Below are 20,069 nucleotides of genomic sequence, written 5' to 3'. Positions count from 1 at the left end.
CGGAATTCGTCATCGCCATACGCGCTCCAGTTTCTCGAAGACCACCGGCGGCGACACGAACTGCAACTCTTGCGTGGCGGCATCGACCGCCACCTGGATCGTATAGCCCTTGGTGAGCCTCGTGCCCGATTCGCAATCGACAATTTCGTAGCCTATTTTCAGGCGGTTTTCGTGTTCGAGCAGTTGGGTGCGCACGTCGATCTTCTGACCGTACGTAGCCGGGCGAACATACTTGAGATGCGCTTCGACGATCGGCCACAGATAACCGGACGCCTGCATCTCGCGGTAGTCGTAATCGAATGCGCGCAGGAGCGCCGCACGGCCGATCTCGAAGTACTTCAGATAGTGGCCGTGCCAGCACACATTCATCGCATCCACGTCGTGGAACGGCACCTCCACTATTGCACTCGCGCTCAGTACCTTGCGGGTCGCGCTTTCCGTCATGCTCATGCTTGCGGCCCTCCGCGATAATCCTGCAACAACCCGCATGCGGCGATGCGCGCAGTCAGCGCGCGCAAATCGTGTTCGAGCGCGCGATCTTCGTCGACGAAAGGCGATTGCGCGCCGACGTTTTCCATGAACGTTCGCAATGCTGCAGGAACCGGCGTCGCGCTGTCGATGCGCAAGCGCAAACGCGCGGCCTGAACCGTTGCAAGCGTATGCGCGGCGGCAACCTGCTCGGTCAACTCCAGCACGCGCAAACAGTCGCGCGAGGCGATAGTGCCCATGCTGACCTTGTCCTGATTGTGCGCCTCGGTCGAGCGTGAGAATACGCTTGCGGGCATCGTGTTCTTGAGCGCTTCGGCCGTCCACGCGGACGACGAAATCTGCACGGCCTTGAAGCCGTGATTGATCGCGGCGCGCGCGGGCGCGGCCCCAGTCAGGTTGCGCGGCAGGCCATTATTGAAATTGACGTCGACGAGGAGCGCCAGTTGCCGGTCCATCAGATCGGCGAGATTGGCGACTGCGACCTTCAGCGAATCCATCGCGAATGCAATATGACCGCCGTAGAAGTTGCCGCCGTGCAGTACCCGTTCGTTGTCGGGATCGATCAGCGGGTTGTCGTTTGCGCTGTTCAATTCGTTTTCGATGTCGCGACGCACCCAGCTCAGCGCATCACGCGCTACGCCGATCACATGTGGCGCGCAGCGGATCGAATAGCGGTCCTGCAAACGGTGGCCGGGCGTATCGTCGCGGCCTTCCAGATCGTCGCGTATCCATGCGGCTGCTTGCGCCTGGCCGGCGTGCGGCTTCACTTCGAAGAGCGTTGCGTCAAAATGCGCGGCGCGGCCGTCGAGCGCGACGGTGCAAAGCGCGGTCAGGCGCGCAGTGAGCCGGGTCAGATGATCCGCGCGAGCGAACGCCAGACACGCGAGGCCGGTCATTACCGCTGTGCCGTTCATTAGTGCGAGGCCTTCTTTCGGCGCGAGCGTAAGCGGCGTTTGTCCGAGTTCGCTCCACACTTCACGCACGTCGCGCAGACGTCCTTCGAACATGACCTCCCGTTCGCCCGCGAGTGCCGCGGCGACATACGAGAGCGGCGTCAGATCGCCGCTCGCACCGACCGAACCTTCGGCGGGAATGCGCGGCAGCACGCGTTGATTGACGAGGTCCGCGAGGCGTTCGAGCAATACCGGGCGCACGCCTGAATAGCCATAGGCGAGCGAGTTCAGACGCGCGGCGATGACGGCGAGCGTCTGTGCGTCGTCGAGATATTGGCCCATGCCGCAGCCGTGGTAGCGCGTGAGTTGCAACGGCAACGCTTCGACGAGGTCCATCGGCACGTCCACCACACAGGCGTCGCCGTAACCCGTGTTGACGCCGTAGACCGTCTCGCCCGCGGCAAGATGGCGGCGCAGAAAATCCGCGCCGCGTTGAATACGGGCGCGCCATTCGCGGTCAGCGTTCAACGCAACCGGCGCGCGATGCTGAGCAATCGCGACGACTTCTTCGATACTCAGCTTGCGCCCGCCGATCACGACGTGAGCCGCGTGGCTGTCGCCGTTGGAAGCCGCATGCGCGCCGGCATCCGGCGCGTCGATCAGGTCATGTTCGGCCATTCGCGTCTCGCTTGGGGCGAGCCCAGAAATCGAAGAAGTTGAACCATTGATAAGGTGCCTTGCGACAGTAATGTTCGAGACGAACTGCATAACGCTGCGCCCAGGCAGCGAGATGCTGCGTGCGTTCGCGGCGCGGCAATTCGATGCGCTCGGCGAACGGCTCGAAATAAAGACGATAACCGTCGTGTTCTTTCAGACAGAAGAACAGATAGACCGGACAGCCGAGGGCATGCGCGAGCACATACGGACCTTGCGCGAAGGGCGCAGTCGCGCCGAGAAAACGAGCCTCGGTGGTGCGGCCGGCTTCATGCGCAGGCACACGGTCGCCGACGATCACCAGCAACTCGCCCGCGTCGACGCGCTCCTGCATCATCATCGCGGTTTCGGGCCCGAAGTCCGCGACTTCCAGCAGGTGCCGCGTGAACTCGCTATTCGCGGAGGCCAGCACGCTGTTGAAGCGGCGCGCATGTTCGGTATAGACGACTGCCGTGACTTTCGCATACGCGCCCTGTGCGGCGAGCGCACGGGTCATCTCCAGATTGCCGAGATGCGCGCCGATAACCAGCGCGCCCTTGCCGCTCGCGACCAATGCTTTGAACGCCGAAGGATCTTCGAACTGGACGTCCGCATTGTTGACGCGCCCGGACCACGCGGCGAGCTTGTCGAAGCCCGATTGGGCGAATGCGAGCATGTGACGATACGCGGAGAGCCAGCCTGGGCGAGGCGTGTCGCCTCGCGGTTCGGCCTCGTGCAGACGCCTGAAGTAATTCGCCGACGCCTCGCGCGCGGCACGTCCCGTCAACAAAAAATAAGCAACGATCGGATGCAGCCACAGCCCGGTGAAGCGGCGGCCGAACAGCTTGCAACTGAGCGCGAGCAATGACATGCCCAGATGACTGCCACGTTCGGCAATACGCCACCAGTCCTGCGCCTCATGGCTGCCGCTTTGTTTGCTTCGTGTATCGGCGGGCGCGGCACGCCGTGGCATGAACTTGTGCGCGAGCAATATGGGCAGACGCGCCAGCATGCCGCACACGAGCCGCGTGTGGCTGCGGCTGATACGCACGTTGTCCCACAGCACGTCGAAATGTGAAACGCCGTCGCTCGAGTAGGTGACGCGCGTGGGAATCGAGCGGAATGCGGCGCGACGCCAGTAAAGGCGCACGAGAATTTCGATGTCGAAGTCCATCCGCGTGGGCAACTGCACGCTGTCGATCAGATCGCAAGCGAGCGCAAGCGGATACAGGCGAAAGCCGCACATGGAATCGCGAATGGTCAGCGAAAGCGTTTCGATCCACACCCAGACATGCGTCAGATAACGGCCGTAGAGACGCGCTTTTGGCACGCTCTCATCGTAGACGGGACGGCCGAGAATCACCGCACCCGGTTCGGCGCGCGCCGCTTCGATGAAGCGCGGCACGTCGGTGGCGTCATGCTGGCCGTCGGCGTCGATCTGCAACGCGTGCGTGTAGTGGGCGCCGCGCGCGGCGCGCAACCCCGCCATCACCGCCGCGCCTTTGCCGCCGTTGACGGGCAGACGCAGTAACGTGAGCTGCCCCGCGTACTCACGAGCGAGTTCTGCGAGCACCTGCTGCGTGGCCTCGTCGCTGCCGTCGTCGACGACAAAAATCGGCAAGCCGTGCACCGCGAGATGCGCGACGGTCGCGCCAATTGCGTCCTTGTGGTTGTAGATCGGGATCACGATGCAGGCAGCGAAGTTCATCATGCGTCCGCCCGATAAACGATCACGCCCGACGCGCATTCGCGCTCGTTCGCCCGGTACGCGAACTGCACGCGCTGACGTGCGGGATCGTGCGCGAGCGTGAGCTTTAGCACCGCGCCCGGCGCAACCGGCGCCATGAACTTCAATCGATCGATCGACGTGAAACCGCGCACGCAAGGCAGTTGCTCGGCGGCAAGCCGCATCGCCCAATCGATCTGCACCACGCCCGGCAGAATCGGCAAGCCAGGAAAGTGGCCGGCGAAATGCGTGAGCGTGGCGGGCACGCGCAACTCGTAATGCAGTGTCTCCGCGGTGTCGCCACCGCGCGCTTCGGCCAGCACTTCGACGCCTTCGGCGCGCGGCTCGAACGTCGCCGCGACCGCCGAGACCGGCAGCTTGCCGCGTGCGTCGAACGGCAACGCAAGACGAAAGCGCCAGTGACGCGGCAACACGACGACATCGAAATAATCGGCGAGATGTCGGCGCAAGGTTTTCGCGAGCAGCACGCGGCCTTCGTCGCGCAATGCTTTATTACCCGCTTCGGTCAACGCGACGACAGCGCCGACGCGTTCACGCACACCGCCCTCGAGCGGCACGATTGCCGCTTGCGTGACATACGGATGCAGCGCGAGGCGCGCTTCCAGTTCCGGCAGCGACACGCGCTTGCCATCGAGCTTCATCACGCGGTCGAGGCGGCCTTGCAAACGGAAGCGGCCTTGCTCGTCGAATGCGATCCGGTCGTCGGTGCGATGCCAGCCGTCGTGGTCCAGATGCGGTGAGCGCACGCTGAGCGCACCGTCTTCGTCGCGGCGCACTTCAATGCCACTCACCGGTTGCCATGCATCCGTCTGATCCTGGCGGCGCCACGCAATGCCGCCCGTCTCAGTGCTGCCATAGATTTCGAGCGGCGCGGCGCCGTAGGCCGCCGCATATTCGTGCGCGGCTTCGAGCGCGAGCGGACCGCCCGACGAGAAAAAAGCGCGCGGTGCGGGCGTCAATCCAGTGAAGCCGGGCAGCGCGGGCCAGCGCGATAACTGCGCGGGCGTCGACACGATCACCGCCGCGCCGCACTGCGCGAGCTGCGCTTGCAGATGCAGCGGTTCGATGCTGATGTCACGGTGGAATGGGCGGCCGGCGGCCAGCGGCCACATCACGCGAAACAGCAGACCGTAGATGTGATGATGCGGCACGCTCGCAAGCATCGTCGCGTCGCCGACCAGCGCGCCCCACTGCTTTTCGAGCGTATGCACCTCGGCGTTGAACTGCGCGAGCGTTTTGCGGATCGGCTTGGGCCGGCCGCTGCTGCCCGACGTATAGAGCGTGAGCGGTGCCTGCGGGTCGATTTGTGCGCGCGGCGCTTGAGCGGCGTCGGCGTCGGCTTGCACATGCGGCGCCAGCGCGGCGTCGGTGAGCACGACGTCGTATGCATCGGCGAGATCGGCGAGATAGCCGGGCGTCGCGTTCGCCGGAATCACCGGCTCCTTGGCGCATGCGAACAGCGCGAATAACGCGCAGGCGAAATCGAAGGGATCGTCGATACACAATGCGTAGCGTTGCGCCGCCTGCGATTGCACGGCCGCCAGCAGCGTCGCAACGCGCGCGCGAAATGCGGCGCGATCCAGCAGCAAACCGCGATCGCGGCATACCGGCGTAGCGGCAGCCGCTGAACTCAACGGAGTCGACAACAGGTCGTGCAACGCGATCATGCCGCCTCCGAACGCGCGGCGCGCGGCAGCACCACGAGGTAGCGCCATATGACCTCGGCGATCAGCAAAACACCGATCAGCACATAAGCAATCGCGCCGTTATAGAGCGACCAGTTCGCGCGGCTCCAGTAGAGCGCGGTATAGGCGGAGAAAGCACCGTTCAACAGAAAAAACACACACCACACCTGTGTAACGCGCCGCGTATGGCGCACTGCGCCCGGCGGCAGATCGGGGTTGCCGAGGCGCGCGAACTTTTCGATCATCGACGGCCCGCGCACGAGCGTCGCGCCGAATGCGATCAGCAGTCCGAGATTGACGAGCGATGGATACAGGCGCAACAGCAGCTCGCTGTTGGTCAACACGATCGCCGCCGACGCGCAGCTCAGCAAGCCGACCACAGTCCAGTCGATTGCGGAGAGGCGGCGCAGCGATGTCGCGACCGGACCGCTGCCGGCGCAGCGCTGCAACCACAGGATCGCAAACAGCATGCAGCCGACATAACGCGGCGTGTCCCACCGCCATGCGCAGAGGATCAAGGCCGGATATGCGAGCTTCACCAGCACCTGCACGACTGCCTTGACCCAATGACGCCCGCCGGTGGACGAGGCGCCGGAAGCGGACGCTCCGGTCGCGTTCGCCGGCGTTCCCGAGCGCACTGCCGGCATCAGCCTTGGGCCGCCAGCAGGGATTCGACAGCACCGATCACGTCGCCGACCGTGCGCACCGACTTGAACTCTTCCGGCTTGATTCGGCGGCCGGTCATTTCCTGCAGCTTGATCGCGAGATCGACGGCGTCGATGCTATCCAGATCGAGGTCTTCGAACAGATGGGCGTCGGGCGTCACGCGCTCGGGCTCGATTGCGAAGTTCTCTTTGAAGATGGCGCGGATGCGTTCAAGAATCTCTGCCTCGGACACGATTTATTCCCCTTTTCTGTTGGTTTCGTTCGCAGCGTGCGCCGCTTCGCGCTGACTCTCGACCAGCGCGGCCAGCGTGCTGATCGAGCGGAAGTGTTCGCGCGTGCGTTCGTCGTTTGCCGCAATGGTCAATTGGTATTGTTTGCGCAGCACGATGCCGATTTCGAGTGCGTCGATCGAATCGAGACCGATGCCGTCGGTATCGAACAACGGCGCGTCGTCGTCGATATCGGCGGGACTCAGGTCTTCCAGATCGAGCGCTTCGATGAGGAGCTGCTTAATTTCCAGTTTTAAAGAATCCATAATCGAACAGGTGCTGAGTAATGTGTGCTTCGACGGCACTCGTCACGCTGCGCGCAGCGAGAGCCGGTGTAGTGTCGTCTGCCTTGAGCTGGTCCACGCCCAATGGTTCGAGCACGTTCACGCGCATGCGGAACGCTCGCGCGGGCACGTGGTACCAGCGCATCTGCTTCGTGAACGCGGGCGGGTCGCAGTCCATCAGCACAGGCACGATCGGCGCGCCGACCTTCAAAGCCATATGCGCGAAGCCGCGCGAGAACGCATGCAACCGGTTCGGCGCGGGGCTGCGCGTGCCTTCCGGAAATATGATCATCGTATAGCCCGCGGCCAGCTGCCTCGCGCCGGCCTCGACCAGTTCCGCGGGATCGACATTGCTGACGTATTCCGCCGAGCGCACGATGCCCCAGAAACACGGATTGCTCCAGTGCGCGTTTTTCACGACGCAGCATGCATGCGGCGTGAGCGAGAGCAGCACCATCACGTCGAGATACGTGGGGTGATTCGCCACCACGATGGACGGCTTGCACGCGCGCAACGCGTCCACGCCCGACACTTCGAGCTCCATCACGCCGATGCGCTGCAGGACGGCGACAAGCGCGCGGAAGAACCAGTGGATCACGCCCGTCACCGCAAACTGTCGCGACGCCCGATGCGGCCACAGCCACGCGAGCGGAAACACGAGCACCGAAAATAGCACGCCGCAGATGCCGAACACGACGAACGCCATGCCGGTGGCGAAGAGTCGCCAGGCGTAATCAAGCCGCGCGGTCATGCCATCCCCAATGCCATAGGGCGCCGGCGCCCTGCCAGGCCGCCGGCTTGCCGGTTTCGAGACAGTGCAGCAGCGCCTGGCTCTGCGTGGCGAAGCGCGTTTCGGGCTCGGCGGCGTTGCGCGGTTGCGCCGCGCCAGTTGCATCTGTTGCCGCGCTGTGGCCCGGCGCTACGCTTTTCTCAGCGGCTGCAACGGCTGCTGTGCTTGCAGCCGGTGCTGCCGTTGCAGCCGTCGGGCCGGGGTCGCCATGGCCGACTGCGCGCGAGATGTCCGGGGCGACAGCCGAGGATCGCGCGCACACGAGGTGGCCCAACGCGCCTTCGCTGCTCAGCAGAATAGCGATCGCGCCGCCTTGGACTTCGTCTTCGATGGTGCCGTATGCGGGATCTGCGGGTTCGTCCGCGTAGACGAGCAATACCGGCGACGCAGGCTGCGTCGCGAATTGCGCATAGGCTTCGAGGAGCGCATAGCCGAGCGTTTCGGGCCCGGCGGAGATCGCGCTCGCAGCCGAGCGGTCGCCGCGCGCAATGCCGAACACGCCCGTCATGGCGTTGAGCACCGAGAGGCTGAAGGCGGTCGGCGAAACGGGCTCGCCGGAGCTGATTGCGCGGAGGATGTCGGTAGTGCGGCGCAATTCTCCGTGCCGCGAGGCGAACACGACGCGGGCCTCGTCGGCGCCGACACAATCGTGCGCAACCTTCAGCGCGACTCTGGACAGAGTGCTGAGACGCCGCCGCACGATCGGCTCGATAAAGCCGATGTCGGGTGAGGCAGAAGCGGCGGCAGGCCAGCTAGACCAGCGAGCGACCGGAATGGTCCAGTGCGGATCGGGCATATCGGTGTTCGCGCGTAGAAGCAGGGAGAGGTTGAAGCGCCTGACGGAACACGCAGCCTTCATAGCGTATGCGCGCCGCGCGGACCGGCAACTCCAGCCGCGGGTCGATCCAGTCTTTTTGTAGGCTCACCGAAATTAACGGCACATCGGCCAGATTATTTAGGTGCCTCTGACAATCGACCTTATAAATTGGCTCCGGCTCCCGCAGTGGCCGGAATCATACTGAAGATTTTCGTTTAAATCAGCCAAAAAAGACGTATCCATCTGTATCCGTGTCGCAATTGCCACGGTGCCGTTCAGGTCATATTAGATTTGCGGACATTTCAAGGGGCGCCTTGGGAATATGCCTATGGCGGCGTGTTTTCCCGCCGGACTCCAGTGTTGCACGACGCGGCTCACGTTGAAAGTCGCTTGAAACTTTCAATAAACTTTCTGCGAAGGCTGTTGCACTTCAATACATTCATTTTGCCGGCCGATGCATGGGCCGGCGCTGCGGCCGTCATGCCACGCCTGCTATAATCCGCCCCTCATTGGGGAGTAGCCGCCCCGCAGCGCGTTCGTCCGGCAAGCAGGCCGGGCTCGTGGAACGCGAACTCGCGGGGGCGCCTGTCAACAGACTTGGCCGTCACGGCCATGGCAGCCGCAGCCTCAGGCCTGGCGAGACCGATGACCCACACCCCGCCGCAATTGGGCCCGGCGTGTCGTGGGTCGTCGCTCGTTCAATCTCGGCCCGGGAAGTCAAAACAACGTGATCCACGCTTTTCTCATTTCGACCGGAGCGGTCGCGCTCGCCGAGATCGGCGACAAGACGCAATTGCTGTCGCTCGTGCTTGCCGCGCGTTATCGCAAGCCAGCGCCAATTATCCTGGGCGTGCTGGCCGCGACACTCGTCAATCACGCGGGCGCGGGCGCACTTGGCGCGTGGCTCGGCTCGCTGCTCACGCCCACTGTGATGCGCTGGGCGCTGGCCATCTCGTTCATCGGCATGGGTTTGTGGATTCTCGTGCCCGACAAGCTAGCCGATGACGAGGCCAACACGAACCGCACGCACCTCGGCGTCTTCGGCGCAACTGTGGTGGCATTTTTCCTGGCGGAGATGGGCGACAAGACGCAGATCGCTACGGTGGCGCTGGCCGCGCGGTTTCACGATTTCTTCGGCGTGGTGGCCGGCACCACGCTCGGCATGATGATCGCCAACGTGCCGGCGATCCTGCTCGGCGACCGTTTCGCTCACCGTCTGCCGACCGGCATCGTGCATGGCATCGCCGCCGTGCTGTTCGTCGTTCTCGGGACGATGGCGTTGTTCGGCGCGGGAATCTGAAGCGAACCGCGCGATCCGGGCGCCAGCCGGATTGCGCGCCGCCGCGCTCACCGCTCCATCACCGCTGCGTCACCGCTCCGTCACTGCGCGGCTTTCGCGCCGGATGCGGGCGCAGGCGCCATTGCCGATGCCGGTGCAGCGGCGGGCACAGGCGTTTCGTTCGGAGCGCCTGCGCCCGCGCCGAGCGGAATCTTGACCGTACGCACGACACCATTGCCGAGCGGGAAGTCAGCGAGCGCGCTGCGCGCGAGATACGGCATGGCCCTCACCAGCGACGACTCGCCGCCCGAATTGCGCGCGGTCACGTTGTAGACCTCCTTGCCGGTCGCGCGCTCGGTGATCCGAACACCGAGCAGATGCGTGAAGATCGGATAGCTCTGGTTCACGTATCCGGCGGGAAACGGTCCCCATGGCCCCCACGGATCATATGGGCGCCCCCACCCCCAGTAAGGCGCAGGCCACGGGTTGTAATAGACCGGCTCGGCCACTGTCACCAGGTCCGAGCGAATTCCATACGACAGTCCGACCAGATAGCGCGCCTGCGCGCCGTCCACCTGGCGAAACGCGTGCGTGGCCAGTTCATTGGCGACGATGTGCTCATACGTGGTCAGTTCGAGATTGTTCCGCTGGTCGAGTTCGCGCGCGAACGCGTAGGTACGCGTCGCGTCGCCGCCGCTCCAGTCGGAGAACGCGGTGACTTGCGTCGTCACATAAGTCGTGCAGCCGGACAGCAGCACGGTCAGCGCCGCCAGCACCAGCATGGCGCGGCGCGTCCATCGGTTCGTTTTCATGGTCTACCTCGTGAAGCGTTTGGGTCGGCTCGTGTTTGTATTGTACGTAGACCGTAGGCCAGGCCCCACCTTTCCGGGCCCCGCTGCGTGGGCCCACGTTTGTCTGGACGACCGCTCGCGCGCCGGCCTTGCGGCGCATTGGGAACGGTCGAAAGTTCGCTCCGCACGATTCGCCGAGGCTTTGTACAATGGCTCGACAAGCCCGGCTCACGCGCCTTCGTGCGCCGGCCGCTCGAGTCCCATCACTACAGAACGCCATGGCCGATACCGCAACGCCCAATGTGATCCGCCGCGCCGATTATGCGCCGCCCGCTTTCCTGATCGATACCGTCGCACTCGAATTCGACCTGCTGCCGGAACGCACGGTCGTGAAGAACACAATGCGCGTGCGCCGCAATCCGGACGCGTCGCGCGCCGCGCATCTGGAGCTCATGGGCGAACAGCTTGAATTCGTCAGCGCCACGCTCGACGGCCAGCCCTTCGCCAACGCGCATGCGCACGAACACGGACTGGTGCTCGACAACGTGCCGGAGAAGTTCGAGCTCACGCTCACGAGCATCTGCAATCCGGCCGCGAACACCACGCTCTCCGGCCTGTATGTTTCGAGTGGGAATTTCTTTACGCAGTGCGAGGCCGAAGGCTTTCGCCGCATCACGTACTTCCTCGACCGGCCGGACGTCATGGCCACTTACACGGTGACGCTGCGAGCCAGCAAGGCCGACTACCCCGTGCTGCTGTCCAACGGCAATCTGCTCGAAGAAGGTGATCTGCCGGACGGCCGCCATTTCGCGCGCTGGGAAGATCCGTTCAGAAAGCCGAGCTATCTGTTCGCGCTCGTCGCCGGCAAGCTCGTTGCGCTGGAAGAGCGCGTAAAGACGGGTTCGGGCAAGGAAAAGCTGCTGCAGGTGTGGGTCGAGCCGCACGATCTCGACAAGACCCGTCACGCAATGGATTCGCTGATTCACTCCATCCGCTGGGACGAGGAGCGCTTCGGGCTCGAACTGGATCTGGACCGCTTCATGATCGTCGCCGTGAGCGACTTCAACATGGGCGCGATGGAAAACAAGGGGCTCAACATCTTCAACACGAAGTATGTGCTGGCGAACCCCGAGACGGCGACCGACACCGACTTCGCGAATATCGAGGCGGTGGTCGGCCACGAGTATTTCCACAACTGGACCGGCAATCGCGTGACGTGCCGCGACTGGTTCCAGTTGAGCCTCAAGGAAGGCCTGACAGTATTTCGCGATCAGGAATTTTCGGCCGACATGGCCGGTGGCGAGACCGACGGCAGTGACGAAGCCGCGCGCGCCACCAAGCGCATCGAAGACGTGCGCGTGCTGCGCCAGATGCAGTTCGCCGAAGACGCAGGACCGATGGCCCACCCGGTGCGCCCCGAAAGCTACGTCGAGATCAATAACTTCTACACGATGACGGTCTACGAGAAAGGCTCCGAAGTCGTGCGGATGTATCAGACGCTGTTCGGCCGCGAAGGGTTTCGCAAAGGCATGGACCTGTATTTCAAGCGGCATGACGGCCAGGCCGTGACCTGCGACGACTTCCGTCATGCGCTCGCCGACGCAAACGGCCGCGACCTCGCGCAGTTCGAGCGCTGGTACAGCCAGGCGGGCACGCCGCGGGTGACGGTGCGCACGCGTTACGACGCCGCGCAGCAGCGCTACAGCGTAACGCTCACGCAAGGTTACGGCGACGCGGCACAGGCCGCACGCGAAACGCAAAAAGGCCCGCTGCTGATTCCGTTTGCGATCGGCCTGATCGGCAAAGACGGAAAAGACTTGCCGCTGCAACTTGAGAGTGAGCCGCAGGCTTCGGATTCGACCACGCGCGTGCTCGAATTCACGCAGACCGAACAGACCTTCACGTTCGTCAACGTTGCGCAGGAACCGTTGCCATCGCTGTTGCGAAATTTCTCGGCGCCGGTGATCGTCGAATACGATTACTCGGCGGATCAACTGGCGTTCCTCCTCGCGCACGACAGCGATCCGTTCAACCGTTGGGAAGCCGGTCAACGGCTCGCCACGCGCGAATTGCTGACGCTAGCCGGACGGGCCGCGAGCGGCGCGGAGCTGCAGCTCGACGACTCGGTGGCGGCCGCGTTCGCACGCGTACTCACGGACGAGTCGCTCTCGCCGGCCTTCCGTGAACTTGCATTGATGCTGCCGTCCGAAGCGTATCTCGCCGAGCAGATGGCCGAATCCAATCCGGCGGCCGTGCATGCGGCGCGGCAGTTCGTGCGCAAGCGCCTCGCCAATGCACTCAAGAACGACTGGCTCAAGATTTACGAGCAACATCGCACGCCCGGCCCGTATGAAGCCACGCCGGCGGCGGCAGGCCACCGTGCGTTGAAGAACCTGGCGCTGTCTTATCTCACGGAGCTCGACGATCCGTCGGAAACGGTGCGGCTCGCGTCCGCGCAATACGATGCGGCGAACAACATGACGGACCGCGCGGCGGCGCTGTCCGCGTTGCTCAATGCATCGGCGGCAAATGGCGGCAGCGCCGAAGCGCAGCATGCGCTCGACGACTTCTACCGGCGCTTCGAGAAGGAGCCGCTTGTAATCGACAAGTGGTTCGCTTTGCAGGCAACGCAGCGCGGCAGCGCGCAGCGTCCAGTCATCGACGTCGTACGCAAGCTGATGACGCATCCGGCCTTCAATCTGAAAAATCCGAACCGTGCGCGCTCGTTGATTTTCAGCTTCTGCGCAGCCAACCCCGCGCAGTTCCACGCCGAAGACGGCTCGGGTTACGCGTTCTGGGCGGACCAGGTGATCGCACTCGACGCGATCAACCCGCAAGTGGCCGCCCGCCTCGCGCGGTCGCTCGAACTGTGGCGCCGCTTCACGCCGACGCTGCGCGAAGGCATGCGCGCGGCGCTGGAGAAAGTGGCGTCGCAGGTCAAATCGCGCGACGTGCGCGAGATTGTCGAGAAAGCGCTCGCATGACGCTCCTCTGACGCGGTCCTCCGTATCGAAAAGCCGGCACACGTTGCCGGCTTTTTTTCGCCCTTTGTTTTGCGACGACTTCGGGTCTCAGGCTCGCATCGACGTTAGCCATCTGGCTGACTGTTCGGCCGCGTCCGGACGGGTGAAAGTAAACGCATTCATTTAACGGTTTACGTTTAACGCAATGCGTTATATCATCCCATGATCACGACATTTGGCGACAAGGCTACGGCGAGAATCTTTCAGGGCAAGTTCGTGCATACGCTGCCGCGTCATATCCAGGCGCTCGCGTACCGCAAGTTACTGATGATCGACGCTGCAGACTGCATCCAAAGCTTGCACACGCCGCCCGGCAACCGGCTCGAAGCACTGCAAGGCCAGCGCAGCGGGCAATGGAGCATTCGGATCAATGCGCAGTGGCGAATCTGTTTCCACTTTATCGAAGGCGAGGCGCTGAATGTTGAGATTGTCGACTATCACTGATTATTGGGAGACCGGCATGGTCATCAAACGCTCCGATCTGGACAGTATCGATTTCTCCGACATCGACGCGGGAGACAGCATCGAGGAGATCCATCCGGGTGAGATTCTGCGCAGCGAGTTTCTCGAACCGCTCGGCATGTCAGTCAACGCGCTTGCGCTCGCGTTGCGCGTACCGGCGCCGCGCATCAACGACGTGGTCCGCGGCAAGCGCGCAATTTCCGCCGACACCGCGCTGCGCCTCGAGCGCTATTTCGGCGCGAGCGCGCAGTTCTGGCTCAACCTGCAGATCGCATACGACCTGCGCGTTGCCACGGCGGCAGCGGGCGAGCAGATCGAACGCGAGATAGAACCCATGCCTAAGGCGGACCGCCCGAAGCTGCCGAAGGTATCGGCGGAACACGCCCAGGCAGCGGCGCTCGCAGCATGCGTGAGCGGCAACGCGACGGGCGGAAAGGCCCGGCGCAAAGGCTGAACGGCTCGCTCGCGCAGAGCCGCTCGGACCGATCGGGCGCCATTGCATGCGCGCTCCGATGTCAAAAGCACAGAGCGGACACACCGAGCGGTTAAAATCGGGATATTCCTCAAGCCTCCTGGAGTACAGCAATGTCCTTGCAACGTCGTACCACTCTCACGAAGTACCTGATCGAGCAGCAGCGGGAAACCAATAACCTGCCGGCCGACCTGCGGCTTTTGATCGAAGTTGTCGCGCGCGCATGCAAGGCGATCAGCTATCACGTTAGCAAAGGCGCATTGGGCGACGCACTCGGCACGGCGGGCAGCGAGAACGTCCAGGGTGAAGTACAGAAGAAGCTCGACATTCTGTCGAACGAAATCCTGCTCGAAGCCAACGAATGGGGCGGCAACCTGGCGGGCATGGCGTCGGAGGAAATGGAGCAGTTCTTCCCTATCCCCGCGAACTATCCGAAGGGCGAGTACCTGCTGGTGTTCGATCCGCTTGACGGCTCGTCGAACATCGACGTGAACGTTTCTATCGGCACCATCTTTTCGGTGCTCCGCTGCCCAGATGGCCAGCAGCCCACCGAGCAGTCGTTCCTGCAACCAGGCACAGAACAGGTTGCTGCGGGTTATGCGGTGTATGGACCGCAAACCGTGCTGGTGCTGACCACCGGCAATGGCGTGAACTGCTTCACACTCGACCGTGAACTCGGTTCGTGGGTGCTCACGCAAAGCGACATGCGCATTCCTGTCGAAACGCGGGAGTACGCGATCAATGCGTCGAATGAACGTCACTGGTATCCGCCGGTTGAGCAGTATATCGGCGAACTCAAGCAGGGCAAAGACGGCCCGCGTCAGAGCGACTTCAACATGCGCTGGATCGCGTCGATGGTGGCAGACGTGCACCGTATCCTGAATCGTGGCGGCATCTTTATGTATCCGGCCGACAAGCGCACGCCGGAGAAGCCCGGCAAGCTGCGGCTCATGTACGAAGCGAACCCGATGGCGTTTATCGTCGAACAGGCGGGCGGCGCTGCAACCAACGGCGAAAAGCGCATCCTCGACATTCAGCCCAAGAGCTTGCATGAGCGCGTTGCGGTGTTCCTCGGATCGAAGAACGAAGTGGACCGCGTGACCCGCTACCATCTCGAAACAAAAAAGTGATTCGAGGGCTTGCCAAGCCAATAAAGAAGTCCCTATAATCTCGTTTCTCCTGATGCCGGAATAGCTCAGACGGTAGAGCAGCGCATTCGTAATGCGAAGGTCGGGGGTTCGATTCCTCTTTCCGGCACCATCAAGATTCAAGCAAAAAGCCCAGTCCTCGTGACTGGGCTTTTTGCTTTTCGTCGACCTCTTCGGCTCGCTTCCTAGCCACGCAAGTCAGGTCTACCAAATTGCGCGACGGTCCCGAGGTTGCGCGCGACGACCGCGTCGCTCATCTGAACGGCGTCTTTGCCTTCCGTGCGCTTAGCGTCGCCGTACGCAGCGACTGCCTCCTTCGGCGCTGACGGAAACCACGAGATGCGGCCATCGCACTCAATTCCGACCTGCTGTCCATTCCAGTACACACCGTTTTCCATGACGAACCCTTTGAAGGCGAAGACAACCATCTTCCGCGTTGGCCGCCGGGGGTCAGTTGTCCACCGCACCGTAGCCGACGGAAACCAGCCACCTTCATCATAGGAGCGACGTTGACGCGGCGAGGTTCGTCACTAAAGAAGGTGAAGCTTTGGCGCAAAGTGCGCGGCGTTGATGCCAGCAGCACGAGACGGCCGACGTATTCGAATGCGAGGAGAGCCTTATTGCGCAAATCACGCTTTAAAAATTGGGTCTCCGTCAACGAGGTGCCAAATAAATCGTTTACCAAGTAATCACCGTGGTTGCGACAGAATATAAATGTCCGATCGGCAATAAACGAACGTTCGCTTTTTACCGGGCAGGTTATGCCGATATCGCAATGCACAAATCAATCGCCGATCGGGGAATACCCGGAGCATACTGACGACTGATACTGCGAATGTTTCGCTCACCTTCGCCACAGCCCGCCGGATAAGGCTCGCGAGAGATTCTCGAAACATTCGACGTCGAAACTGTACGCAAGCCCACGGAACGACGACGCAAGCGAACCTATAAATTTGATCAGAAGCTCTGCTGAAATGGTGCGCTGTGCCGTTAAAGCAACAAAGATGGTGTGATGCTAATCGGACACTGGTGCGAAACACGGCACGGGGCCGATAATCGGTTTGTAAAGGAGAACGATCATGGATGCAAAACCACCGAAGATCCCGACCCCGGACAAAGTCTTTAGCCCGGATCCGGAACCTGTCGGCGTCGAGTTTCTCGGGGCGGAATTGCCGGAGCATGTGCGCGCCTTTTTCGACGAACAACGTAAGTCTTGCGACGCAAAGTAATTGTGCAGCGGCGCGACACGGTAGCGGTCCTTGTGCTTATGGCACGAGGCGCGGCGCCGCGCGGCTCGCTGATTTCTTTGGATCACACTCTCACCAGGCGGACTAGCGCTGACTGGCGTTGACGCTCGCACTCGAGCCTGCGCCCACCTCTGCTCGCGTGAACTGGCTGTTCTGCCGCGACCGGCAGCACCGCTTTAATGCCGGCGAAAAAGCTCGCGCAATGAAGCATCGTCTATGCTTCAGCTTTCCTTCCACAGCCGCCCGGCCATCGTCCAGCTTATGAATCGCCTGTTTCGCTTTGCCGCGCCGTGCGCGCTCGCCCTATTCGCATCACTCCTGGTTGCCCCTACTTCTGCCTTTGCCGACGGCGACGATACCGCGCTCACGAATCTGATCGCGCTCGCGTCGCAGCGACTCGCGCTCGCGGAACCGGTGGCGCGCTGGAAGTGGGCCAATCACCAGGCAATCACCGACACTCCGCGCGAGCAGGCGTTGCTTGCTGATGTGGAGAAACGAGCGGCAGCCGCCAACGTCGATCCGGCGTTCGCGCGCGCATTCTTCCAGGATCAGATCGACGCGAGCAAAGACGTGCAGAACGCACTTTTCGCGAGCTGGCGCACAACGCAGCCGCCGCAGGAGCCGGCTCCCGACCTCGCAACGAGCACGCGTCCGCAGCTGGATCGTCTGACGCAGTCGCTCGTCGCCGCCCTTGCTCGCGTGCAACCGCTACGCGCGGCGCCGGATTGTCCGTCGCGCGTCGCGCAATCGCTGGCTAGCTGGAAGTCTCTGACTCGCTACGATTCTGCGCGCTCAACTGCATTGAATCGCGCGCTTGGGCACGTATGCGAAAGCGGTGGCGTCGGCGCAACCGGCTGACGATGCGGTAGACGCAAGACGCGGCCGAAGGAAGAACGTTGCGCGGCGACCAATGACGAAATCTCGCTTGGTCACGCGTAGCAGCCGCGCAATCAGGCGAGCGCGGTCAAACGACGCCTACGACAGGCGCGGCGCCCAGCACGCTGAGCGGCATAATCCGCAATCCGCGCGCAAGGTGGCTCTGAAGAATCTTGTAAGTCGACGCTTCGAAGCCGCCGGCCAGGCTGGCGGCATGCAGTTCGGTCGCCTGCGCCAGCGAAGGCGCATGGCCGATGTAACACCATTGGTCGACGACATGGAAAGCGCGCGCCTGCGACGCTTCTTCATGCTCCTCGAAAACGACAGGCCCCTGGAACGGCCACGGCGCGCCCGCAGGATCGCTCTTCGAGACGCGCGGCACACGGTTATGCCCCGGCCGCAGCGTCGCGATCCACTGCGCCTCGGCGAGCATCGCACCCAACTCGCCGCCGGTGGCGCGCCACTCTACGCGCCTCACTTGCTGTGCCAGCCGTATATCTTTCGACGAACGTCGCTCGCCTGTCAGATGCGCACGAAGTCGTTGACGGACGCGCACGCTCCGTCCGACGTACAACGGCAAGTCGTCGTCTCCATAGAATGCGTAGACGCCGCATCCGGCAGGCGCGGTCTCAAGCAGATCTTCGGTGATGTCGCCTGCCAACCGATAGCGCCGCGTCGTGCGCTCGATATGCGCGCGCAGAACCTCTAGCGGCACGAGGCCGTGAAGCCGCTGCCAGAACTGCCAGATCAGATCGGCGTCGGCAAGCGCGCGATGCCGGTCGGACGGCACCAGAGAATGCCGCTCGACCAGGGCGTCGAGCCCGTGGCGCTTTTCAGACGGGAACAACGCGCGCGACAGGCGCACGGTGCACAAGACGTCCGGGTCGAAGGACAGGCCTGCACGGCGGAACTCGCCGCGCAGAAACCCTCGGTCGAAGCTGGCGTTATGCGCGATGAAGAGTTTGCCGTTGAGTCGGGCAAACAGTTCGGGCGCGATGGCGTCGAACGTCGGCGCGCCGCGCACCATCGCGTTCGTGATGCCGGTGAGCTGCTGGATGAACGACGGGATCGGTTGCTGCGGATCGACGAGGCTGCTCCAGCGCGAGACGCCGGCCGGCCCTACTTCGACGACGCCGACTTCGGTAATGCGGTGCTCGTTAGTCGAGCCGCCGGTGGTTTCCAGATCGACGAAGACGATCGGATCGCTGAGGGCCGGTTCGGACAAAAACTGTTCAGACATGAAAGGAATGCTTGGACGCGTGACTTTGCGGCAAGTATGCACTAGTTAGCGGCCGGTGACCTGTGGGCATGGGCAGGGCCTCGACCGCCCTTCGTCGACCAAAGTCTCCCTGACGTCGGCCGCGGCCACATCTCGCAACGCAGCCGGGGGCTGAAAAATACGCGCGTTATATCGGTCGTGGGTATCAGACTCACAGATTTAGCAAGGCATTTGGAAATTCTTTTTCTTGTGCGCTTAACAAATTGTTCATCGGATGGATTTCGTGCCTTTTCATTTACAAGAGTCCAATGGCGCTCCGGCAATACGCACTTTTTCTCTGAGGTGATAGATCGAGCGTTCATATTGACAGCGTAATCGCATCGCTCCCGCGCTACGCCAATATTACCCAGATCGAATAATCATTAACAGGAAGAAGGCAGTATTTGCCGATCGCCGGTGCCTTGTGATGCTCTGCAACGTTGATAAGTGTTTTTCCGACTTGCTTGCAGACCCCACGCAATCGGATCATGAACCAGCGTTTGCGGTAATGCGCATCAGGAGGTTGCCATGCAGTTCAGTGAAATCCGCCGAATTCTTTCTAATCTGATTCCTCATCTAGAACGATCGCCCGCCGCCTCACCTCTCGCCTCTGAGCCAGGTCAGCCATCAGCGTTGGAATTCGATCCGATGTGGCATGGTGATCACTGGCAGAACCTGCTGTCCTCCCCAATGGACGCTCGACGCTACGTCATGGAAGATTGGTCCGCGACTACGACGGAGGAGTGGAGTGCGGACCGCACAGCGTCCGCGCACTGATCATCGCCCGGCGTCACAACGCCAACTCGCCGATTCGCGGACGAAAAAAAGCGCGACTGGGAAGTCGCGCCGACAAAGGTTTGGAGATCTTTTTCGTCAACGAAAAAGTCCGCTTCGAAAAGCAGAACTTTCAGTATAGCGTTTAATCCCATTCCGATTATTCACACAAAATACAATCGTCTGTTGCTAGAACGACAACAATAAGTTGACGGTTGCATTTCGTTGTTTTTTCGCATCGAATTACCGTCGCGATTTCACAACGCCACTCGGCATTCATCGGTTCGGATACTTGCTGGCATGCCCGCAACCATTGACCAGCAAGGCTTTGCCGGGATTCTTTCATCGTTTCGAATCAAGTAATTCTTTATTGCGAGAATCGAAACGTCCATTGAATCAAGCCTCT

The 20,069-nt window shown here is 62.3% G+C and carries 20 protein-coding genes, 1 tRNA gene and 1 riboswitch; of the genes, 9 read left to right on the top strand and 12 right to left on the bottom strand.

Annotated elements, in window-relative coordinates; translation table 11 throughout:
* Positions 1 to 9: 9 nt before the first annotated feature.
* The 9 genes from BCA01S_RS07365 to BCA01S_RS07325 are packed head-to-tail and all read right to left on the bottom strand — an operon-like array spanning position 10 to position 8,312.
* Positions 10 to 450: an acyl-CoA thioesterase gene (locus tag BCA01S_RS07365; protein WP_174447020.1), complete on the bottom strand. Its 441-nt coding sequence runs from the start codon at positions 448 to 450 to the stop codon at positions 10 to 12.
* Positions 447 to 2,060 (bottom strand): HAL/PAL/TAL family ammonia-lyase, encoded by a 1,614-nt coding sequence (locus BCA01S_RS07360; protein WP_027776373.1) that lies wholly within the window; start codon positions 2,058 to 2,060, stop codon positions 447 to 449. The genes BCA01S_RS07365 and BCA01S_RS07360 overlap by 4 nt, the downstream gene beginning before the upstream one ends.
* Entirely contained in the window at positions 2,047 to 3,783 is a 1,737-nt protein-coding gene (locus BCA01S_RS07355; RefSeq protein WP_027776372.1) for a glycosyltransferase family 2 protein, read from the bottom strand. The genes BCA01S_RS07360 and BCA01S_RS07355 overlap by 14 nt, the downstream gene beginning before the upstream one ends.
* Positions 3,783 to 5,489, bottom strand: coding sequence for an ApeI family dehydratase (locus BCA01S_RS07350; RefSeq protein ID WP_027776371.1), 1,707 nt, complete (start codon positions 5,487 to 5,489; stop codon positions 3,783 to 3,785). The genes BCA01S_RS07355 and BCA01S_RS07350 overlap by 1 nt, the downstream gene beginning before the upstream one ends.
* Positions 5,486 to 6,154, bottom strand: coding sequence for a COG4648 family protein (locus BCA01S_RS07345; protein ID WP_027776370.1), 669 nt, complete (start codon positions 6,152 to 6,154; stop codon positions 5,486 to 5,488). Before BCA01S_RS07345 ends, BCA01S_RS07350 begins: the two co-directional genes overlap by 4 nt.
* Positions 6,154 to 6,405 carry an acyl carrier protein gene (locus BCA01S_RS07340; RefSeq protein WP_020069032.1) on the bottom strand — a complete coding sequence of 84 codons (252 nt, stop codon included), beginning with the start codon at positions 6,403 to 6,405 and terminating at the stop codon, positions 6,154 to 6,156. Before BCA01S_RS07340 ends, BCA01S_RS07345 begins: the two co-directional genes overlap by 1 nt.
* Before the next feature lie 3 nt (positions 6,406 to 6,408).
* The gene (locus BCA01S_RS07335) at positions 6,409 to 6,708 is read right to left on the bottom strand and encodes a phosphopantetheine-binding protein (RefSeq protein WP_020069033.1); all 300 of its coding nucleotides are present in this window, start codon (positions 6,706 to 6,708) and stop codon (positions 6,409 to 6,411) included.
* Positions 6,683 to 7,477, bottom strand: coding sequence for a lysophospholipid acyltransferase family protein (locus BCA01S_RS07330; protein ID WP_027776369.1), 795 nt, complete (start codon positions 7,475 to 7,477; stop codon positions 6,683 to 6,685). The genes BCA01S_RS07335 and BCA01S_RS07330 overlap by 26 nt, the downstream gene beginning before the upstream one ends.
* Positions 7,461 to 8,312 carry a beta-ketoacyl synthase chain length factor gene (locus tag BCA01S_RS07325; protein WP_027776368.1) on the bottom strand — a complete coding sequence of 284 codons (852 nt, stop codon included), beginning with the start codon at positions 8,310 to 8,312 and terminating at the stop codon, positions 7,461 to 7,463. The genes BCA01S_RS07330 and BCA01S_RS07325 overlap by 17 nt, the downstream gene beginning before the upstream one ends.
* Positions 8,313 to 8,832: 520 nt before the next feature.
* Positions 8,833 to 9,052, top strand: a riboswitch (yybP-ykoY riboswitch).
* An 8-nt stretch (positions 9,053 to 9,060) separates the two neighbouring features.
* On the opposite strand from BCA01S_RS07325, the gene BCA01S_RS07320 reads away from it, so the two are divergent.
* Entirely contained in the window at positions 9,061 to 9,633 is a 573-nt protein-coding gene (locus tag BCA01S_RS07320; RefSeq protein ID WP_027776367.1) for a TMEM165/GDT1 family protein, read from the top strand.
* Positions 9,634 to 9,713: 80 nt separating this feature from the next.
* On the opposite strand, the gene BCA01S_RS07315 is transcribed toward BCA01S_RS07320, so the two are convergent.
* Positions 9,714 to 10,424 (bottom strand): DUF4136 domain-containing protein, encoded by a 711-nt coding sequence (locus BCA01S_RS07315; protein WP_027776366.1) that lies wholly within the window; start codon positions 10,422 to 10,424, stop codon positions 9,714 to 9,716.
* A 257-nt stretch (positions 10,425 to 10,681) separates the two neighbouring features.
* Between BCA01S_RS07315 and pepN the strand changes: the two genes are divergently transcribed.
* The 5 genes from pepN to BCA01S_RS07290 all read left to right on the top strand — a co-directional run bounded on the left by pepN (position 10,682) and on the right by BCA01S_RS07290 (position 15,620).
* Positions 10,682 to 13,387, top strand: coding sequence for an aminopeptidase N (gene pepN, locus BCA01S_RS07310; protein ID WP_027776365.1), 2,706 nt, complete (start codon positions 10,682 to 10,684; stop codon positions 13,385 to 13,387).
* 201 nt (positions 13,388 to 13,588) lie between these two features.
* Positions 13,589 to 13,870 carry a type II toxin-antitoxin system RelE/ParE family toxin gene (locus BCA01S_RS07305; RefSeq protein ID WP_027776364.1) on the top strand — a complete coding sequence of 94 codons (282 nt, stop codon included), beginning with the start codon at positions 13,589 to 13,591 and terminating at the stop codon, positions 13,868 to 13,870.
* Positions 13,871 to 13,886: 16 nt separating this feature from the next.
* Positions 13,887 to 14,342 carry a HigA family addiction module antitoxin gene (locus tag BCA01S_RS07300; RefSeq protein WP_027776363.1) on the top strand — a complete coding sequence of 152 codons (456 nt, stop codon included), beginning with the start codon at positions 13,887 to 13,889 and terminating at the stop codon, positions 14,340 to 14,342.
* A gap of 131 nt (positions 14,343 to 14,473) precedes the next feature.
* On the top strand, positions 14,474 to 15,490 hold the full coding sequence (locus BCA01S_RS07295; RefSeq protein WP_020069041.1) for a class 1 fructose-bisphosphatase: 1,017 nt from the start codon (positions 14,474 to 14,476) through the stop codon (positions 15,488 to 15,490).
* A gap of 54 nt (positions 15,491 to 15,544) precedes the next feature.
* A tRNA-Thr gene (locus BCA01S_RS07290) sits at positions 15,545 to 15,620 on the top strand.
* A 73-nt stretch (positions 15,621 to 15,693) separates the two neighbouring features.
* Here BCA01S_RS07290 and BCA01S_RS38445 read toward each other — a convergent pair.
* Positions 15,694 to 15,936: a hypothetical protein gene (locus tag BCA01S_RS38445; RefSeq protein WP_439709124.1), complete on the bottom strand. Its 243-nt coding sequence runs from the start codon at positions 15,934 to 15,936 to the stop codon at positions 15,694 to 15,696.
* A 651-nt stretch (positions 15,937 to 16,587) separates the two neighbouring features.
* On the opposite strand from BCA01S_RS38445, the gene BCA01S_RS38440 reads away from it, so the two are divergent.
* Positions 16,588 to 16,737, top strand: coding sequence for a hypothetical protein (locus BCA01S_RS38440; protein WP_006050185.1), 150 nt, complete (start codon positions 16,588 to 16,590; stop codon positions 16,735 to 16,737).
* 279 nt (positions 16,738 to 17,016) lie between these two features.
* Positions 17,017 to 17,613, top strand: coding sequence for a chorismate mutase (locus BCA01S_RS07275; RefSeq protein ID WP_027776361.1), 597 nt, complete (start codon positions 17,017 to 17,019; stop codon positions 17,611 to 17,613).
* 106 nt (positions 17,614 to 17,719) lie between these two features.
* Here the strand turns inward: BCA01S_RS07275 and BCA01S_RS07270 are convergent, their stop codons facing one another.
* Positions 17,720 to 18,871 (bottom strand): exonuclease domain-containing protein, encoded by a 1,152-nt coding sequence (locus BCA01S_RS07270; protein ID WP_027776360.1) that lies wholly within the window; start codon positions 18,869 to 18,871, stop codon positions 17,720 to 17,722.
* A gap of 546 nt (positions 18,872 to 19,417) precedes the next feature.
* Between BCA01S_RS07270 and BCA01S_RS38995 the strand changes: the two genes are divergently transcribed.
* Positions 19,418 to 19,666, top strand: coding sequence for a hypothetical protein (locus BCA01S_RS38995; protein WP_084166818.1), 249 nt, complete (start codon positions 19,418 to 19,420; stop codon positions 19,664 to 19,666).
* Positions 19,667 to 20,069 lie beyond the last annotated feature (403 nt).

This window comes from Paraburkholderia caledonica NBRC 102488, from assembly GCF_000685095.1.
Lineage (GTDB): Bacteria > Pseudomonadota > Gammaproteobacteria > Burkholderiales > Burkholderiaceae > Paraburkholderia > Paraburkholderia caledonica.
This window is presented reverse-complemented; position numbering and strand designations above follow the sequence as displayed.

Bases quoted from the DNA above. Each gene is read 5' to 3' on its own strand.
- BCA01S_RS07365 (WP_174447020.1), bottom strand. From the start codon at position 450: ATGAGCATGACGGAAAGCGCGACCCGCAAGGTACTGAGCGCGAGTGCA.
- BCA01S_RS07360 (WP_027776373.1), bottom strand. From the start codon at position 2,060: ATGGCCGAACATGACCTGATCGACGCGCCGGATGCCGGCGCGCATGCG.
- BCA01S_RS07355 (WP_027776372.1), bottom strand. From the start codon at position 3,783: ATGAACTTCGCTGCCTGCATCGTGATCCCGATCTACAACCACAAGGAC.
- BCA01S_RS07350 (WP_027776371.1), bottom strand. From the start codon at position 5,489: ATGATCGCGTTGCACGACCTGTTGTCGACTCCGTTGAGTTCAGCGGCT.
- BCA01S_RS07345 (WP_027776370.1), bottom strand. From the start codon at position 6,154: ATGCCGGCAGTGCGCTCGGGAACGCCGGCGAACGCGACCGGAGCGTCC.
- BCA01S_RS07335 (WP_020069033.1), bottom strand. From the start codon at position 6,708: ATGGATTCTTTAAAACTGGAAATTAAGCAGCTCCTCATCGAAGCGCTC.
- BCA01S_RS07330 (WP_027776369.1), bottom strand. From the start codon at position 7,477: ATGACCGCGCGGCTTGATTACGCCTGGCGACTCTTCGCCACCGGCATG.
- BCA01S_RS07325 (WP_027776368.1), bottom strand. From the start codon at position 8,312: ATGCCCGATCCGCACTGGACCATTCCGGTCGCTCGCTGGTCTAGCTGG.
- BCA01S_RS07315 (WP_027776366.1), bottom strand. From the start codon at position 10,424: ATGAAAACGAACCGATGGACGCGCCGCGCCATGCTGGTGCTGGCGGCG.
- pepN (WP_027776365.1), top strand. From the start codon at position 10,682: ATGGCCGATACCGCAACGCCCAATGTGATCCGCCGCGCCGATTATGCG.
- BCA01S_RS07305 (WP_027776364.1), top strand. From the start codon at position 13,589: ATGATCACGACATTTGGCGACAAGGCTACGGCGAGAATCTTTCAGGGC.
- BCA01S_RS07300 (WP_027776363.1), top strand. From the start codon at position 13,887: ATGGTCATCAAACGCTCCGATCTGGACAGTATCGATTTCTCCGACATC.
- BCA01S_RS07295 (WP_020069041.1), top strand. From the start codon at position 14,474: ATGTCCTTGCAACGTCGTACCACTCTCACGAAGTACCTGATCGAGCAG.
- BCA01S_RS38445 (WP_439709124.1), bottom strand. From the start codon at position 15,936: ATGGTTGTCTTCGCCTTCAAAGGGTTCGTCATGGAAAACGGTGTGTAC.
- BCA01S_RS38440 (WP_006050185.1), top strand. From the start codon at position 16,588: ATGGATGCAAAACCACCGAAGATCCCGACCCCGGACAAAGTCTTTAGC.
- BCA01S_RS07275 (WP_027776361.1), top strand. From the start codon at position 17,017: ATGAATCGCCTGTTTCGCTTTGCCGCGCCGTGCGCGCTCGCCCTATTC.
- BCA01S_RS07270 (WP_027776360.1), bottom strand. From the start codon at position 18,871: ATGTCTGAACAGTTTTTGTCCGAACCGGCCCTCAGCGATCCGATCGTC.
- BCA01S_RS38995 (WP_084166818.1), top strand. From the start codon at position 19,418: ATGCAGTTCAGTGAAATCCGCCGAATTCTTTCTAATCTGATTCCTCAT.